Here is a 17,248-nt window from a genome sequence, read left to right as displayed (position 1 = left end):
GGCCTGAAAGATAGTCTTTGACAACCCGACGCTTGAACTGCGCACTATGTCTGCTCATGAAAAAACACCCCAAATCGTTGGACGGGTGTCCAACTTTTGGGGTGCAGTTCAAATGAGCCGGGCTTTCCTTTTTTAGAAGAGGTCGCTAGTGCAGTTGGGCCGCGCCCAGTTGCCCCCTAGTTACCCTTAGTTGCCGCTGCCGCGCGCAACACGGCGTTGCTTGACCGCCTCCGCGAGACCTTCCAGCACGGCGACGCTTTCGTCCCAGCCGATGCACGCGTCGGTGATGCTCTGGCCGTACGTCAGCGCGCAGCCTTCCTGCAGGTCCTGGCGACCCGCCACCAGGTGCGATTCCACCATCACGCCGACAATCCGTTCGTCACCCGAAGCAATTTGACGACCGATATCCGCGCATACCGGAATCTGGTTTTCATGCTTCTTCGAGCTGTTCGCGTGGCTCGCGTCGATCATCAGACGCGCCGCGAGACCTGCTTTGCCGATATCCGCGCAGGCCGCATTCACGCTGTCCGCGTCGTAGTTCGGCGTCTTGCCGCCGCGCAGAATGATGTGGCAGTCCTCGTTGCCGGCCGTCGACACGATCGCCGAGTGGCCACCCTTCGTCACCGACAGGAAATGGTGAGGCTGCGAAGCGGCCTTGATTGCGTCGACGGCGATCTTCACGTTGCCGTCCGTGCCGTTCTTGAAGCCGACCGGGCACGACAGGCCCGACGCGAGTTCGCGGTGCACCTGCGACTCGGTGGTCCGCGCGCCGATCGCACCCCACGAGATCAGATCCGCGATGTATTGCGGGCTGATCATATCGAGGTATTCGGTACCGGCCGGCAGGCCCAGTTCGTTGATGCGCAACAGCAGTTCGCGGGCGGCGCGCAGGCCGTCGTTGATCTTGAAGCTGTTATCCATGTGCGGGTCGTTGATGAGGCCCTTCCAGCCTACCGTGGTACGCGGCTTTTCGAAGTACACGCGCATCACGATTTCGAGTTCGCCAGCGAAACGCTTGCGTTGCTCGATCAGGCGACCGGCGTATTCCATCGCCGCTTTCGGATCGTGAATCGAGCACGGCCCGATGATGACGATCAACCGGTCTTCCATGCCATGCAAGATCCGATGCATCGCGTTGCGCGAGTTGTAGATCACGTTGGACACCGTTTCGTCGCAAGCGAATTCGCGGATCAGATGAGCGGGGGGCGTGAGTTCTTTCAATTCGCGAATACGGACATCGTCGGTGTTGTGCGGGGGCATGTTGTTCTCCTGAATCGGTTCTTAGCGTGTTCGCCTGCGCAGCGGCGGACAACAATCAAAAAGGTTTCAACGACAGAATTTCAGATACGGTTCAAACGAATGAGGCGAAAAAAAAACCGCCAGGCTTAGCTGGCGGTTTTTCGGGAATTCTTGGTGTTGCGTGCACTAACACCCCTCTCGATCCGCCAGCGGTCTGAGATAGCCAAAAAAGTAAAAATAAAACTTGGCGGACATGGCGAAATAGGTCGCTGGTCAAAAAGGGTGAGTGACTTTATAACCTGCTGAAGCTCGGTTGACAAGCTGCAGCGTACAAAAATGCGGAAAATCCGCATACTTCGTGCGATTGATGCACGAAGTATGCGTTTGCTTCAAAATCAGGCAGTACCGCCAACCGTCATCCGGTCGATCCGCAGCGTGGGTTGACCGACGCCCACCGGCACGCTCTGGCCTTCCTTGCCACACACGCCGACGCCCGAATCGAGCTTCATGTCGTTGCCGATCATGCTGACGTACTTCAGCGATTCCGGGCCGCTGCCGATCAGCGTCGCGCCCTTCACCGGGTACGTGATTTTGCCGTTTTCGATCATGTACGCCTCGGACGCCGAGAACACAAACTTGCCGTTCGTGATGTCGACCTGGCCACCGCCGAAATTCACCGCATACAAGCCGTTCTTCACCGACTGGATGATTTCCTGCGGGTCCTTGTCGCCGTTGAGCATGTAGGTGTTGGTCATGCGCGGCATCGGCAGCGCGGCGTACGACTCGCGGCGCGCGTTGCCCGTGACCGGCATCTTCATCAGACGCGCGTTCAGCGTGTCCTGGATGTAGCCCTTCAGGATGCCGTCTTCGATCAGCGTCGTGCACTGCGTCGGGTTGCCTTCGTCGTCGATATTGAGCGAGCCGCGGCGGTTCGGCAGCGTGCCGTCGTCGACCACGGTGACGCCCTTGGCGGCGACCTGTTCGCCGATGCGTCCCGCGAATGCCGACGAGCCCTTGCGGTTGAAGTCGCCTTCCAGCCCGTGGCCGATCGCTTCGTGCAGCAGCACGCCGGGCCAGCCCGGTCCGAGCACGACGGTCATCGCGCCAGCCGGCGCCGGACGCGCGTCGAGGTTCACCAAAGCCGCATGCACGGCGTCGTCGACGTAGCGCGACAGCACTTCGTCGGTGAAATAGCCGTAGTCGAAGCGGCCACCGCCGCCGCCGCTGCCGATCTCGCGGCGGCCGTTCTGTTCGGCGATCACGGTCACCGACACGCGCACCAGCGGACGGATGTCGGCCGCAAAGCCGCCGTCGCTGCGCGCGACCAGCACCACGTCGTATTCACCGGCGAGCCCCGCCATCACTTGCTGGATGCGCGGATCACGGCCGCGCGCCATCTTTTCGATGCGCTCGAGCAGCTTGACCTTGGCGGTGGCGTCGAGTGAATGGAGCGGGTCGGACGGCAGGTACAGATCGCGTCCGGCAATGCCGGTCAGCGACGAGGCCGCCTTGATCTTCTGCTTGCCGCCGCCCGCCTTGGCAATCGAGCGGGTGGCGAGCGCCGCCTGACGGATCGCTTCGGGCGAGAGGTCGTCCGAATACGCGAAGGCCGTGCGGTCGCCCGATACGGCGCGCACGCCAACACCCTGGTCGATGCTGAAGCTGCCCGATTTCACGATGCCTTCTTCGAGACTCCACGCTTCGCTGCGCGTGTACTGGAAGTACAGGTCCGCGTAGTCGATCTTGTGCGTGAAGATTTCGGCGAGCGTGCGGGTGAGCAGCGATTCGTCGAGACCGTAGGGCGTCAGGAGGATGTCCTTGGCGGTGGCGAGATTACGGATACCGGGTTCGATGATGTTCATGCGAAGTATGTTCTGCTCGATACGGAGGATTCGGTTAGCGCCCGAGTCACTATATGCGTGACGGGCGCCGCAGTTTCAATGTCGTTTCAGCTCAGCACACGATGACGCCACGCGGGCAGGCTCTGTCGCACCTCGTCGATGCGTGCACGTTCGAGATTGCCGGCGACCACGCCAGCGCCCTCGTCGCGCACCGCGACGATATCGCCCCACGGGTCGATCAGCATGCTGTGGCCCCAGGTGCGGCGGCCGTTTTCGTGTTGACCGCCTTGCGCCGCGGCCAGCACATAACACTGGTTTTCGACCGCCCGCGCGCGCAGCAGCATTTCCCAATGCGCGCGGCCGGTGGTGTAAGTGAACGCGGACGGCACCACGATCAGCGCGCAGTCGCCCATGCGCCGGTACAGCTCGGGGAAGCGCAAATCGTAGCAGACCGACAGGCCGACCCGTCCGAACGGCGCCTCGAAGCTGCGGACTTCTTCACCGGGGCGGATGGTGCGCGCCTCGTCGAACGATTCCTGGCCTTTTTCGAAGTTGAACAGGTGGATCTTGTCGTAGCGCGCGGCTTCGTTGCCTTGCGGGTCGAACACCAGCGTAGTGTTCAGCACACGCGACGCTTCCGGCGCAGTGATTGGCAGCGTGCCGCCAATCACCCAGATATTGTGACGCCGTGCGGCATCGGCGAGAAATCGCTGGATTGGGCCGTCCTGATAAGGCTCGCGCACGGCCAGTTTGTCCGTGTCCTTGAAACCCATGAAGCAGAAATATTCGGGCAGCAGCACGAGTTGCGCGCCGTCGGCGGCGGCTTCGGCGATCAGGCGTTCCGCGTCGGCCAGATTGCGTTCGCGATCCGGCCTGCTCACCATCTGCAACGCGGCGACACGGAAGCTGCTGGCAGGAGGGCCGCTGGACACCCCGGCGGATGAAAGTGGAGAGACGTGTGTTTCGCTCATGAGCGTTTCGAAAAACTCCCGGCAAGGCGGCGGCACTCACTGCGTGTGCCACTTACGTCGTTGATGTCATTCAGGACTGGCTGGGACCGCCGTCGACGCACCGCGCTTTCGCTCTAACCGGCAAAAGGGCCAGCAAAAAACTCAGTGCGCTTCCACGGTCGAAGCTGGAGCGTCCATCTTACCGCGATCGCTCTTCACCCGCTCGACGTGCGGCTTGGCCCACGAGCCGGTGATCGCGTAGTCGCGCGCGAACACGTGCGAGACCGAATGCGAGAGCGCCAGATCGGCCACCAGCGCGCCCAGCCCGAACAGCGGATTGATCACCGTCGCAGCGATCACGCCGGCGCCGGCGCTGACAGTCGGCACGACATGCACATGCAGATCCTGGGTTTCCTGCGCGAGATCGATCGAGCCCGTCATGTCGGCGCGGGCCGGGGCGGTGATCAACTGGAAGTTGTCGGTGCGGCCAATGCCGTCGTGAATCTGCGCGGTGCCGCTCACCTGCTTGAACGGCAGACCCTCGCCGATCACATCGCGGAAATCGAGCGTGACGAAGCGCGCGAGGCTCTGCAGACTCAGCACGCCCAGCAGCGTGGCCACGCCCTGATCGATCTTCAGGATCTGGCCGTGGCGCAGGTCGAGGGCGAGATTGCCGTTAAGCGTCGGATAGTCGATCGCAGCCGGGCCGCCGCGCCACACCATTCTGCCCGACAGCGAGCCCTCGCCGGCCTTGATCGTGCGCGGCTTGCCGAATTGTTCGAGCAGCGCGCCCGCGTCCTTGATATCGAGCTTGAAATCGAACACGGTGCGGCGCTGTTCGCCTTCGTCAGCGGGGTTGTCTACGCCGGTCGACGTGCGCCAGTTTGCGGTTGCGGTCAACTTGGCGGCCGGATTGGTGATGTCGAGCTTGTCGAGCTGCCAGACCGGCACGCCGTCTTCGGTGAAATTGTGCGCGTCGACTTCGAGACGGCCGATGTTGCGGTCTCGCACGATCAGCTCGTTGACCACCAGATCGATCGACGGCATGTTCTGCGCGGGCGCCGACATGGCGGGGCCGAGCAGGTCCTTGTCGGCGACCGAAGGGATCACCACGCGGGCAAAGCGCGCCTGCAATTCGCCCGGCGACTCGCGGGTCGCGCCTGGCAGCCACGATACGTGGCCCGACACCTGGCTCGACGCGATATTCGCCTGCCACTGGCGATCGGCATGCGACGCGCCGACGATCACGTTGTCCCAGTGGCGCTTGAGCAGCGTCAGCGTGTCGATATGCAGCGCGAAGCGGCTCGGCAGGAATTGCGCGACGGTAGGGTTCGGCGTAGTGGGGGCGGCCGGCGCGACGGGCGTGGCGGGCGCGTCGCGGTTGCGCATCTGCGTGACGAGCGCGCGCCATGCATCGGCGTCGAACGCCTGCACGTCGACGTTGGCGACCACACCGTCGGCCGGCAGATCGGCGGGCTTGTTGACACCGATCGCGCCGCGCACCACCGTCGGCGCGGCTTTCGGCTGATAGCGCAGCACATAGGTCGCAGCGACCGGCCCAAAGGTCAGATCGGCGCGCTCCAGGCCGGCTTCACCCGGTGCTGGCGACGGATTGACCGCGAAGCGCAGCGGCATCGCCGCGCCGACCGGCTTGTTGAACGGCGCGGGGAAATCGAGCGCGAGGCCGGTCAGGTCGGAGTTCGCCGACACCTCCGGCAGTTGCCCCTTGGCCCCGCGCACGTTCAGCGCGTACGGCGCACTGCCGCTCATGTGCGTCAGAACCTGCGCGGCGGGACCGTGCAGATTGAGCCCGCGAGCGGCATCGACGGCAATATGGCCGTTCAGATTCAGCGCATACGTGCCGTTCTGCCGGAAGCCGCCGTTGGCGTGCACGTCGCCGCCGAGGAACTGCCCGGAAAGCCGGTCGACCTGCGCGGTATGTTCGGTGAACTGCACCTTGCCGTTCAGTTGCGACAGCGGCGGCGCGTTCTCCACGCTGAGCCGGTTGTTCACGAAGCCGACCGCGCCTTCCACGCCGATGTGCGGCTTCGGCGTGCGCGGAATGGTCAGCTTCAGCGCGAGCGACGCCCGTCCTTCGGCGCGAATCTTCTCGGTCTGATGCTTGGCCATGATGCCGAGCGAGCTGTCGTTCACATAGTCGAGCATGTCGGCAAGCGGCCCGCGTCCGTTGCCCTGGATGATGAGGTTCGACGCCTTGGTGCCGAGGTCCTCGATCTTGCCGTTGACGCCGCTGAGCGCAACCCGCTTGTAATGCCCGCGATTGATATCGAAGCGCATCACGTTCTGTTTGAGTTCGAACACGCCGTCGATGCCGTCCAGCGGCGGCCACACGTTCGGCGTGCCGTTACGCATGTTGCGCGGCGGGTACGGCGACGGGTCGAACTTGCCGCCCTTGAACGGCGCGTAGACACGGAAGATGCCGGCGCTCGGGTCGCGCGCGTACGGGAATTTGGTCAGATCGCCGTGCACTTCGATCATCGCGCCGTGCGACATGCCGGCCTGCAGGCCGTGGCTGAGATAGATGCGCAACTTCTCGCTGATGCTGGTGGGCAGGTAGCGGTAGATGCGCGTGACCTGCGCGCGCTGGAAGTCGGCTTTCAGGTCGAGCGAACCGCGTCCGTGGCCCGGGTTGCTGTAGCTGGCGGAAGCAGTAGCCGCGACGTCCGCGTTCGACACGCCGAAGTCGGCCAGCTTCACGCTGAACGCCGGATGGTTTTCGCCTGGCGCCTTAGGCCCCATGGTCCAGTCGGCGCGGCCATGCAGACGGTCGAGCTTCAGACGCGGGTCGTCGAACACGCCCGGCAGCGTGATGGCCACGTTGGAGGTGTCGAGAATCGCGGTGCCGCGATTTTCGTCGGCATCGACGCTGCCCCACAGATTTTCGATGCCGGGAATGCCTGCGCGCGGGTGGTTCAACGGCGTAAGCCCCGGCGGCGGTTCCTGGGCGGCGACGCTGATACCTTGCAGGTCGCCCTTGAAGCGATAACGCTCGATCGGCTCCGCGCCGGTCGGCCGGTGGTCGCTGCCCGCCTCGCCGGATTCCGGTTTGCCGCGCTCGACTTCGATCACGTAGTTAGCGACGAGGCCACGTGGATTGAAGCGCACGAGATTGTTCAGCAGACGCTTAGGCAGCGGCAACGCCCGGCTGAATTCGGCGAGGATGCCCAGATCGACGCGATCGCCGCTGACACTGACGAGCTGGCCATGTTGCTGCGAGGCCATCCGGTAGCGCCCGTTCAGGGTCGAAAAAACCAGTGTGCGGGTGAGCGGCGTGCCGTCGTCGAGCGGCGGCTGGCCGAGTTCGGCGCGGACATCCTTCAGTTGCAGCTGGTAGTCGTCGCCCTCGGCTGCCAGATGCCATGAGAAGTGAGCGACCGGCAGCAGCAGCTTCGGCTGGGTCGGATGTACGCGTAACGCGACGTCCATCCCGTTCAGTTGTCCGCTCGCGGCCTTCATGCGGCCGTCGGTGAAGTCGATCCAGATTGCATTGTCGACGCGGCCGGCGAAGGTCTCGATCGGGAAATTGACGTAGCGTGCCAGCGCGGGCAGATCGACCGGGCCCGTCGACACATAGGCCTGGCCCGTCCAGTTGATCGGCTTGCCGATCGCGGAGAGCGGCGCGTGCCGGAAATACGTGCGGAAATCGATCGGACCACGCAGCACCTGGCCGTCGGGCGGTGCTTGCAGCGCGAGCCGGTGGTCGTAGCCGTCGTTGAGAATCGCGATCCGGATGTTGCGCAGTGCGAGTTCCGGTGCATCATGCTGCGCATCGCGCCAGCGCAGCACAGCGCCGCGCACCACGATGGCCTGCTGGCGCAAAAGCCAGGTGGACAACGTGTCGTTGCCGCTATGGCGGGTCGGAATCGGCACACCGGCCACTGACATCACGCCGTCACTGGTGCGCGACACCAGCACGTCCGGCTGGTCGACGATCAGGCTGGAGAGCGCCGGATGAAACTGCCACAGCGACTTCCATGAGAGCGTGGCGGTGGCGTGCGGAATGGTGAGTGCGGGCTGCCCTTCGTGGTCGCGGATGACGAGGTTCGTCACGTCGAGACCCGGCTGAAAGCCGCTCCAGTGCGGCGCGAGCTTGCCAATGGTGAACTGCGTGCGCAGTTTGTCGGAGACAGCGGCTTCGATGCGAGGCCGGAACGAATCGACGCGCGGCAACACGATATAGCGCAAGCCGAGAAACAGACCCGTCGCTATAAAGTAGAGGACCAGCGCGAGCGCCAGCGCCACGCGAAAAATCCGACGCAGCACAATGTGGTCGCTTCCGCTCACAGGCCGGACCTGCCCGGTTTCGTGCGGGTCGGCGGATTCGTTTCGCTCGGACATGCTGCGGCGGGTGGGCGTATGGTAGTTTTGCGAATTAACGACGAAATGTAACACACGAGAAAGCGTCGGCGGACTTCCTGCAAACCCTGTCTACGTGCCGCCTCGCCGTGAGCGCCGGGCTAACTTTCTCTGGTGTTGCAGCTAACTGAATAACGCTATCAAGCAACGAGCGAGCCTGACCCTTGATGACTGACGCCACTCTGCTGAGTTCCAGCTATTCACACTACGCGGCGCGTGCCGCCGCGGCCCGTCCGCCACTCGTCGCGCAGGTCGCGGCGCTTGCGTCGGCGCCATTGAGCCGCGAGCGTATCGACGCGCGCTTCGATGCGTTGTGCGCCGAGGCCGCGGGTGCGGCCGGCGTGGCGGGCGTGCTGTTGAGCGAGGATGCGCTCAAACGGGCGCTGCGCCAATTGCGCACGGAAGTGTTTTGCGCGGTGATGGAACGCGACCTGGCGGGGGAGGCCGACGTTGCCGAAGTCACCGGCGCGATGACCGATCTTGCGGAAACGACGATCCAGCGCTCGCTCGCGGTGCTGTCCGCTGAACTCGAAACGCTGTACGGCGAGCCGCGCGGCCCGCAGGGCGAGCGGCTCGCGCTCGGCGTCGTGGGCATGGGCAAACTGGGCGGACGTGAGCTGAACGTGTCGTCTGATATCGACCTGATCTTTGTTTATGAAGACGATGGTGAGACAGCGGGCGGTCAACGTTCGCCGATTGCCACGCAGGACTTTTTTACGCGTCTCGGCAAACGCCTGATCGGCGCACTGGCCGAAGTAACCGCCGACGGCTACGTGTTCCGTGTCGACATGCGTTTGCGGCCGAACGGCGATTCGGGACCGCTCGTCTGCAGTCTCGGCATGCTCGAAGAATATTTCTACGTACAGGGCCGCGAGTGGGAGCGCTATGCGTGGATCAAAGGCCGGATGGTGTCCGAAGGCGCCAGCCCCGCGGCGCAGCGCCTGCAGAAGCAACTCGACGCGATCGTCACGCCGTTCGTTTATCGCCGCTATCTCGACTTCGGCGTGATCAGCGCGATCCGCGCGCTGCATCTACAGATTCGCCAGGAGGCGCAGCGCCGCGCGTCGATGCGGCCCGACAAGGCCGACGACATCAAGCTCGGGCGCGGCGGTATCCGCGAAATCGAATTTAGCGCGCAGGTGTTCCAGTTGATCCGCGGCGGTCAGGATGCGGGTTTTCGCGTGCGGCCGACGCTTGCCGTGTTGCGGCACGCGGCCACGCATGGACTGCTGGATACCTCGGTGTGCGTGAAACTTTCGCAGGCTTACCGGTTTCTGCGCGAGCTGGAGCATCGTCTGCAATACCGTAACGATGCACAGACTCACGCAATGCCGGTCGATCCCGAGGAACGTGTTGCGCTTGCTCAGGCAATGGGCTGCGACGACTACGCGGCGTTGATGGTCAGACTCGACGCGCATCGCGAGTTCGTCGAGCAGCAGTTCGACCAGATTTTCGCCGACAAGGTGAGCGGCCGCGACGGCTGCGGTGCGCCGGAAGACGGTGCGGCCGCATGGGTCTGGAGCAGCGCGCTCGCCGACGACAGCGCCGACGAAGCGTTGCGCGCACGGCTGATCGAACTCGGCGTGGCCGAACCTGGCGATCTGCTGACGCGATTGCGCGCGGTATGGCAGTCGTCGCGCTATACGGGACTTGCCGAGCGCAGCCGGCAACGCTTCGATATCGTCGCGCAGCGGGCGCTGGAAGCGGCGCGCACGCTGGAGCCGCCCGAGCGGCGGGGCAATACGGTCGTGCGCTTCTTCGACCTGCTCGAAGCCGTGAGCCGGCGCGGTGCCTATCTGGCGTTGCTGACCGAATATCCGCAGGCGCTGCATCAGGTGTTGTCGGTGCTGGGCGGTTCGCGATGGGCGGCGGGTTATCTGATTCGCCATCCGCAATTGCTCGACGAGTTGCTGGACGATGAAGCGATCAACAGCCCGTTCGACTGGCCCGAGTTCAAGCGCACGCTGCGCCTGCGTCTGGCCGCCGCCGACGGCGTCGAACAACAGATGGACCTGCTGCGCCATGCGCACCAGGCCGAAGTATTCCGCATTCTGCTGATCGACCTCGCGGGCAGGCTGAGCGTCGAGCATGTGAGCGACCGGCTGTCCGAACTCGCCGACGCGGTGCTCGACGTCACGCTCGAAGCGGTCTGGAAGCAGTTGCCCAAACGCCATCGCGAGGTGCCGCGCTTCGCGGTGATCGCGTACGGCAAGCTGGGCGGCAAGGAGTTGGGCTACGCGTCCGACCTCGACGTGATCTTCCTGTACGACGATGCTGACGATGCCGCCGCCGATGTCTACGCGACGTACACTCGCCGCCTGATCACGTGGCTGACGACCGCGACCGGCGCAGGCACGCTGTTCGACGTCGACTTGCGGCTGCGGCCGAACGGCGAGTCGGGGTTGCTCGTTACCGATCTGGACGCGTTCCGCCGCTATCAGCTGCGCGAGGGCGATGCGGCTAACACCGCCTGGGTCTGGGAGCACCAGGCGCTGAGCCGTGCGCGTTTCTGTGCGGGCGATGTCGACATCGGCGCGAAATTCGAGGCGATCCGCGAACAGGTGCTGACCACGCCGCGCGAGGCCGGACCGCTCGCGAAGGAGATCGTCGAGATGCGCGAGCGCGTCGAGGCGGGACATCCGAACCACACGCCGGGGTTATTCGATCTGAAGCACGATCGCGGCGGGATGGTGGATATCGAATTTACCGTCCAGTACTGGGTGTTGCTGCACGCGGCCAGCGATCCTGAACTGATCCGCAACACGGGGAACATCGCGTTGCTGCGCGAGGTGTCGCGCTTTGGGCTGATGAGCGAAGCGGAGGCGGAAACGGTGGGCGCCGCGTATCGCACGTACCGCAAGTTGCAGCACAAACTGCGGCTGGACGGGATGGAAAAGGCGCGGGTCGACCCCGGGCTGGTGAAGACCGAGCGGGAAGTCGTGCTGGGGTTGTGGAGGCGGGTGTTTGAGTGAGGGTGGACGCCGGCCGCTTGATCAGGCGGTGGCCGGGCTTTCGCTGTTGTTCAGCCCATAACGTGGTGCGCAGAGGGCGCCTACGAATCCCGGTTTGTGTGTTGGCCCGCAACTTTTCACACAGACCGGGACGTCATCAGGTGCCGTCCCGGATATGGGTGGTTTAGCTTGTGCAACCGCTTACGCGGGATGCGCGACAACCCAGGTCGTCCACCTGTTAAGCCGCCAGCATTTCCTTCGCGTGCTTACGCGTCGTCGCGGTAATTTCGAGACCGCCGAGCATCCGCGCGACTTCTTCGACACGGCTCGCCTTGTCCAGCGATGTCACGCTGCTCACCGTGCCGCCTTTGCCATTGCCCGCTTTCGCAACCTGGAAATGATGGTCGCCACGAGCTGCAACCTGCGGCAGGTGCGTCACGCACAACACCTGGCGGGCTTGTCCAAGCTGATGCAACAACCGTCCGACCACTTCGGCGACACCGCCGCCAATTCCGGTATCCACTTCGTCGAAGATCAGCGTCGGCGTGGGGCTTGCGGCGCTGGCAATGACCGCGAGCGCCAGACTGATCCGCGCCAGTTCGCCGCCTGACGCAACCTTCGCCAGCGGCCGCAGCGGCACACCGGCGTGACCGGCGACACGGAACTCGACCTGTTCCAATCCATGTGCACCGCCTTCGGGCAGCGGCACTAGTGCGACTTCGAAACTGCCGCCTTTCATCGACAGTTCCTGCATGCCGGTGGTGACCGCTGCGCCCAATGCGTTGCCCGCCTTCGCGCGTGCTTTCGACAGTTTCTTTGCTTCAGTCACGAAGGCTTCTTTGGCCTTGGCCGCGGCGGCGTGCAGGCTGTCGAGATCCGCTGCGGCGTCGAGCGCGGCCAGTTGCGTGCGTCTTGCCTGATGTTCATCGGGCAACGTTTCCGGTTGCAGACGGAATTTGCGTGCCGCCGAGTGCAACGCGTCGAGACGCTTTTCAACCTGCGCGAGCCGGTCCGGATCGAGTTCGAGCCGTTGCGCGTAATGACTCAACGAATACGCGGCTTCCTGCAGCTGGATTTCAGCGGGTTCAAGTGCGGCCAGCACGTCGTTCAACGCGGGGTCGATTTCCGCGAGATCGCGCACCTTCGACACGATCGACGCCAGATGCGTGATCATCGCCTCGTCCGATTCGGACAGCGCGCCGAGTGCCCCTTGCACGCCGTCGATCAGATTGGCCGAATGCGAGAGCCGCCGATGCTCGGCGTTGACCTCTTCCCATTCGCCCGGTTGCGGCGACAGTTTGTCGAGTTCGGTCAGTTGCCAGGCGAGACGCTCGCGCTCTAGTTGCAACTCACGGTCGCGTGTCTGCGCATGCTCGACGGCCTGGACCGTCTCGCGCCACGTGCGCCATGCCCGGGTGACGGTCGCCGCCGTGTCGGCAAGGCCGGCGTGAGTGTCGAACAATTCGCGTTGAGCGTCCGGGCGCATGAGTAACTGATGCGCATGCTGGCCGTGAATGTCCACCAGCATTTCACCGACTTCGCGCAACTGCGTAAGCGTCGCCGCGGTGCCATTGATGAACGCCCGCGAGCGGCCATTGGCATCCACGACGCGCCGCAGCATGACGGTGCCGCCGTGATGGCCGTCGTCGGCGGTTGCGGCGAGCGCCTGCTCGTCGAGCCATTGATCAACCAGCGCATGGGTCTCGAACTCGGCCGTGATGTCGGCGCGGCTCTCGCCGTTGCGTACGACGTTGGCATCGGCGCGGGCGCCGAGCGCGAGCGCCAGCGCGTCGATCAGGATCGATTTGCCGGCGCCGGTTTCGCCTGAAAAAACAGAAAAGCCGCTGTCGAATTCGAGGTCGAGCGCGGCGACGATGACGAAGTCGCGTATCGAGAGGTGGCGAAGCATGGAAGTCGTCTGATGAGCTTGAAATTCAGGTTCCGGCAGCGGCGACTGCGTTGGCGTCCAGCGTTACTTCGCCGCTCAGGGCTTGGGGTCTTCTTCGTGCGACGGGTATTCGTTCCAGTGCAGCTTTTTACGCAGCGTGGCGTAATGGCTGTAGCCGACCGGATGCAGCATCGGCACCGTATGACGCGAGCGGCGCACCTCGATCGTGTCGCCCAACTCGAGCGACGTGAACGACTGCATGTCGAAATTGACGTTCACTTCACGCCCGGACACGATCTGGATGCTCACTTTCGAGTCGTCCGGCAGCACGATAGGGCGGTTCGACAACGCGTGCGGCGCGATCGGCACCAGCACGATGCCCTGCAATTGCGGATGCAGAATCGGCCCCTGCGACGACAGCGCGTAAGCGGTCGAGCCGGTCGGCGTGGCGACAATCAGCCCGTCCGAGCGCTGGTTGTACATGAAGCGGCCGTCCACCGACACATGCAGTTCGGCCATGCCGGAGAAGCCGCTGCGGTTGACCACCACGTCGTTGAAGGCCAGCGCGTGATAGATCGGATTGCCGCCGCGCATGATCCGCGCTTCGAGCAGCACACGTTCTTCACGCTCGAATTTGCCGGCCAGCATTTGCGGCACGATCTCGCGCATATCGGAGATCGGGATATCGGTAATGAAGCCCAGCCGCCCATGATTGATGCCGATGAGCGGAGTGCGGTAGGGCGCGAGTTGACGGCCGATGCCCAGCATCGTGCCGTCGCCGCCCAGCACGACGGCCACGTCGGCGCGCGCGCCGATCTCGGCGGGACGGAGCGCCGGATAGTCGGTGACGCCGATTTCGGCTGCGGTGTCGGCTTCGAACACGACTTCGAAGCCGCGCTTCGCGATGCACGAGGCGAGCGCGGTCAGCGGCTCACCGATGCCCGGCGTATTGTTGCGCCCGACGAGCGCGACGGTCTTGAACTGGCTGGTCACTTGCATGCCGGCATTACACCATAGGTAGGGCCTGAAAAGAACCGCTGACAGACCCGGTAGTGAGCCGGCTCACACAGGCTGTCAGCGCATGTCGCGATTATCGTTAGAATGGTGAAGCCTTGATGACATGCGCGCCGACAACTGGCGGCAGATTCGTCAGGAGTGAGCGCCGCTGGCGCTCGCGGTTGTCGCGTCATTGAGCTAAAATTTTCCCTCATGCTAGATCCTCGCGCACAAACCCTCCTCAAAACGCTGATTGAGCGATATATCGCCGAAGGTCAGCCGGTCGGCTCTCGCACGTTGTCACGTTATTCGGGCCTCGAACTGAGCCCGGCCACGATCCGCAACGTGATGTCCGATCTCGAGGACCTGGGGCTCGTGATCAGCCCGCACACTTCCGCGGGCCGCATTCCCACCCCGCGTGGCTATCGCCTCTTTGTCGACACGATGCTGACGGTCGAATCCGCTGCAGACGAAGAAGCCGTGATGCGCACCGTCAAAACCACGCTGCAGGGTGGGGAGCCGCAAAAAATCGTCGCGGCGGCAGCCAGCGTGCTGTCCAGCCTGTCGCAGTTCGCCGGGGTGGTTCTTACGCCGCGGCGCAGCCACGTCTTCAAGCAGATCGAGTTCATGCGTTTGTCCGACAAGCGCATCCTGCTGATCATCGTGACGCCCGAGGGCGACGTGCAGAACCGCATCATGGCGACCCAGCGTGACTTCTCGCCGTCGCAACTGGTCGAGGCCTCCAATTACATCAACGCGCATTTTGCGGGCCTGTCGTTCGACGACGTGCGCCGCCGTCTGCGCGAGGAAATCGACGAACTGCGCGGCGACATGACCACGCTGATGCACGCGGCCGTCACCGCCAGCACCGACGAAGCCGATACCGGCGAGACCGTGCTGATTTCCGGCGAGCGCAATCTGCTCGAAGTTGCCGATCTTTCGTCGGACATGGCGCGGCTGCGCAAGCTGTTCGATGTGTTCGATCAAAAGACCAGTCTCCTTCAGTTGCTCGACGTGTCGAGTCATGCGGCGGGCGTGCAGATTTTCATCGGCGGGGAGTCGAACCTCGTGCCGATCGAAGAAATGAGCGTCGTCACCGCGCCGTACGAGGTGAACGGCAAGATCGTCGGCACGCTCGGCGTGATCGGACCCACCCGTATGGCCTACAACCGCGTGATTCCGATTGTCGACATCACTGCACGGCTACTTTCGCTGACGCTCAGCCAGCAGTAATGCCTGGCGCTCCTTGCGAGAGCAGGCCGGACGCGTCGAAGCCGTGTTGCAAATGATGCGCGAGACCGCGCGGCTTGCCAATCGGCCGAATGGCCAGGGGTGCCTGGGGATCCGGGCACGACCTGCGCCGCTATAATGAATCTCTCCTGAATCCGACTCGCCGCCCCAAGCGGTGACCTCCGCTGCCTATGCGCTTCGACCTCGAGCGGCCTTCACAGAACGCCACGTCACATCGTGTCGCCGTGCTGCTGATCAATCTCGGCACGCCCGACGCGCCGACGCCGCGCGCAGTCCGACGCTATCTCGCGCAGTTTCTGTCCGATCCGCGGGTGGTCGAGATTCCGGCGCTGCTGTGGCAGATCATCCTGCGTCTGCTGATCTTGCCGTTTCGCAGTCGTAGCTCGGCGAAAAAGTACGCGGCGGTCTGGATGCCGGAAGGCTCGCCATTGCGCGTCTATACGGAAAAGCAGGTGGAAGGCTTGCGCCATCTGCTGCATTTGAACGACTACACGGTGCTGGTCGACTACGCGATGCGCTATGGCACGCCAGGCATCCCGGCCATGCTGAACCAGCTGAAACTCGCCGGTGTCGAGCGCGTGCTGCTGGTGCCTATGTATCCGCAATACTCGTCGTCGACCACGGCCACGGCTTTCGATGACGCTTTCGCCGCGATGAAACGCATGCGCAATCAGCCGGAAATCCGCACGCTGCGCCAGTACGCCGATCATCCGGCGTACATTGCCGCGTTGGCCGCACAGGTGCATCAATATTGGCATCAGCATGGCCGGCCGGATTTCGCTGCGGGTGACAAACTCGTGCTGAGCTTTCACGGTGTGCCCAAGCGCACGCTCGATCTGGGCGATCCCTACCACGAGCAATGCCAGCAGACCGGCGCGTTGCTGATGCAGGCGCTCGAACTGACGCCAGTGGAATGCCGCATCACCTTCCAGTCGCGTTTCGGCAAGGCTGAATGGCTGCAACCGTACACCGCGCCCACACTGAAGGAACTGGGTGCAGCGGGTGTGCGACGTGCCGACGTGTTCTGTCCGGGTTTCACTGCCGACTGCCTCGAAACGATTGAAGAAATCGGCATGGAAGTGCGTGACGAGTTTCTGCATGCGGGCGGCAAGGAGTTTCACCGCATTGCGTGTCTGAACGCCTCGCAACCGTGGATCGCCGCGCTCGGCGAAATCGTCGCGCAGAATCTGCAGGGCTGGCCTGTGCAGGCCGTGCCGGTGCCACACACCAGTGGGAGTGGAGCAGGCGGATGAACTACAAAATATCAACCGAAGCGGGCGCGAAGCTGCGCATCGACAAATGGCTTTGGGCGGCGCGCTTCTTCAAGACGCGCTCGCTAGCGGCAGATGCAGTCGACAAAGGCCATGTGCTGATCGGCGGAGCCAGCGTCAAGCCGGCTAAGGAAGTGCGGGTCGGCGATCTGGTCGAGGTCGAAATCGAGCGGATTGTGTGGCAGGTGGAAGTGCTAGGCGTGTGCGACGTGCGCGGCCCGGCGAGTGTCGCACAGACGCTCTACGCCGAGACCGAAGAAAGCAAGGTGAAGCGGCAGGTCGAGCAGGAACGCCGCAAGACGTATCGCGAGCCGGCCGCCGCTTTGCACGGGCGCCCGACCAAGCGCGACCGGCGCACTATCGACAGATTTTCTGGTGGGGATTGAACAACTGCTCAATGGTCGCGTGCACACCGCCGTACTCAGTGGTGTGATCGTTGACCGCCCCGGACATGCAGATTGTGGTGGTGCCCGCAATCAGAACC

10 protein-coding genes are annotated in these 17,248 nt (G+C 63.8%); 4 read left to right on the top strand and 6 right to left on the bottom strand.

All coding sequences use genetic code 11. The annotated features are described in order from the left end of the window. Positions 1 to 186: 186 nt before the first annotated feature. The 4 genes from aroG to LMG28727_RS08705 all read right to left on the bottom strand — a co-directional run bounded on the left by aroG (position 187) and on the right by LMG28727_RS08705 (position 8,389). On the bottom strand, positions 187 to 1,260 hold the full coding sequence (aroG, locus tag LMG28727_RS08720; RefSeq protein ID WP_201641880.1) for a 3-deoxy-7-phosphoheptulonate synthase AroG: 1,074 nt from the start codon (positions 1,258 to 1,260) through the stop codon (positions 187 to 189). A gap of 374 nt (positions 1,261 to 1,634) precedes the next feature. Further along, positions 1,635 to 3,101 (bottom strand): metalloprotease TldD, encoded by a 1,467-nt coding sequence (gene tldD, locus LMG28727_RS08715; RefSeq protein ID WP_201641879.1) that lies wholly within the window; start codon positions 3,099 to 3,101, stop codon positions 1,635 to 1,637. Between the two features lie 86 nt (positions 3,102 to 3,187). After that, complete coding sequence (locus LMG28727_RS08710; RefSeq protein ID WP_201641878.1) at positions 3,188 to 4,051, bottom strand: carbon-nitrogen hydrolase family protein; 864 nt, start codon at positions 4,049 to 4,051, stop codon at positions 3,188 to 3,190. A 141-nt stretch (positions 4,052 to 4,192) separates the two neighbouring features. Continuing rightward, entirely contained in the window at positions 4,193 to 8,389 is a 4,197-nt protein-coding gene (locus tag LMG28727_RS08705) for a YhdP family protein (protein ID WP_201641877.1), read from the bottom strand. Positions 8,390 to 8,574: 185 nt separating this feature from the next. Here LMG28727_RS08705 and glnE point away from each other — a divergent pair, with 185 nt between their 5' ends. Further along, positions 8,575 to 11,379, top strand: coding sequence for a bifunctional [glutamate--ammonia ligase]-adenylyl-L-tyrosine phosphorylase/[glutamate--ammonia-ligase] adenylyltransferase (glnE, locus tag LMG28727_RS08700; protein ID WP_201641876.1), 2,805 nt, complete (start codon positions 8,575 to 8,577; stop codon positions 11,377 to 11,379). A 217-nt stretch (positions 11,380 to 11,596) separates the two neighbouring features. Here the strand turns inward: glnE and recN are convergent, their stop codons facing one another. Both recN and LMG28727_RS08690 read right to left on the bottom strand, forming a co-directional pair. Beyond that, a complete protein-coding gene (gene recN / locus LMG28727_RS08695) occupies positions 11,597 to 13,267 on the bottom strand; it encodes a DNA repair protein RecN (protein WP_201641875.1) in 1,671 nt (556 codons plus the stop codon). Between the two features lie 75 nt (positions 13,268 to 13,342). Next, positions 13,343 to 14,245, bottom strand: a complete 903-nt coding sequence (locus tag LMG28727_RS08690) for an NAD kinase (protein ID WP_201641874.1) — start codon at positions 14,243 to 14,245, stop codon at positions 13,343 to 13,345. 210 nt (positions 14,246 to 14,455) lie between these two features. Between LMG28727_RS08690 and hrcA the strand changes: the two genes are divergently transcribed. From hrcA to LMG28727_RS08675, 3 genes are all read left to right on the top strand, one after another. Next, positions 14,456 to 15,475, top strand: coding sequence for a heat-inducible transcriptional repressor HrcA (gene hrcA, locus LMG28727_RS08685; protein ID WP_201641873.1), 1,020 nt, complete (start codon positions 14,456 to 14,458; stop codon positions 15,473 to 15,475). A gap of 188 nt (positions 15,476 to 15,663) precedes the next feature. Further along, complete coding sequence (hemH, locus tag LMG28727_RS08680) at positions 15,664 to 16,746, top strand: ferrochelatase (RefSeq protein WP_201641872.1); 1,083 nt, start codon at positions 15,664 to 15,666, stop codon at positions 16,744 to 16,746. Beyond that, on the top strand, positions 16,743 to 17,150 hold the full coding sequence (locus LMG28727_RS08675) for an RNA-binding S4 domain-containing protein (RefSeq protein WP_201641871.1): 408 nt from the start codon (positions 16,743 to 16,745) through the stop codon (positions 17,148 to 17,150). The genes hemH and LMG28727_RS08675 overlap by 4 nt, the downstream gene beginning before the upstream one ends. Positions 17,151 to 17,248: the final 98 nt, after the last annotated feature.

Origin of the sequence: Paraburkholderia metrosideri (assembly GCF_904848625.1) — a bacterium.
Taxonomy (GTDB): Bacteria; Pseudomonadota; Gammaproteobacteria; order Burkholderiales; family Burkholderiaceae; genus Paraburkholderia; species Paraburkholderia metrosideri.
Note: the sequence above shows the minus strand (reverse complement) of the source record. Positions and strands in the feature narration are given on the sequence as shown.

Excerpts from the sequence above, each read along its gene's own strand:
- aroG (WP_201641880.1), bottom strand. The coding sequence starts at position 1,260 with ATGCCCCCGCACAACACCGACGATGTCCGTATTCGCGAATTGAAAGAA.
- tldD (WP_201641879.1), bottom strand. The coding sequence starts at position 3,101 with ATGAACATCATCGAACCCGGTATCCGTAATCTCGCCACCGCCAAGGAC.
- LMG28727_RS08710 (WP_201641878.1), bottom strand. The coding sequence starts at position 4,051 with ATGAGCGAAACACACGTCTCTCCACTTTCATCCGCCGGGGTGTCCAGC.
- LMG28727_RS08705 (WP_201641877.1), bottom strand. The coding sequence starts at position 8,389 with ATGTCCGAGCGAAACGAATCCGCCGACCCGCACGAAACCGGGCAGGTC.
- glnE (WP_201641876.1), top strand. The coding sequence starts at position 8,575 with ATGACTGACGCCACTCTGCTGAGTTCCAGCTATTCACACTACGCGGCG.
- recN (WP_201641875.1), bottom strand. The coding sequence starts at position 13,267 with ATGCTTCGCCACCTCTCGATACGCGACTTCGTCATCGTCGCCGCGCTC.
- LMG28727_RS08690 (WP_201641874.1), bottom strand. The coding sequence starts at position 14,245 with ATGCAAGTGACCAGCCAGTTCAAGACCGTCGCGCTCGTCGGGCGCAAC.
- hrcA (WP_201641873.1), top strand. The coding sequence starts at position 14,456 with ATGCTAGATCCTCGCGCACAAACCCTCCTCAAAACGCTGATTGAGCGA.
- hemH (WP_201641872.1), top strand. The coding sequence starts at position 15,664 with ATGCGCTTCGACCTCGAGCGGCCTTCACAGAACGCCACGTCACATCGT.
- LMG28727_RS08675 (WP_201641871.1), top strand. The coding sequence starts at position 16,743 with ATGAACTACAAAATATCAACCGAAGCGGGCGCGAAGCTGCGCATCGAC.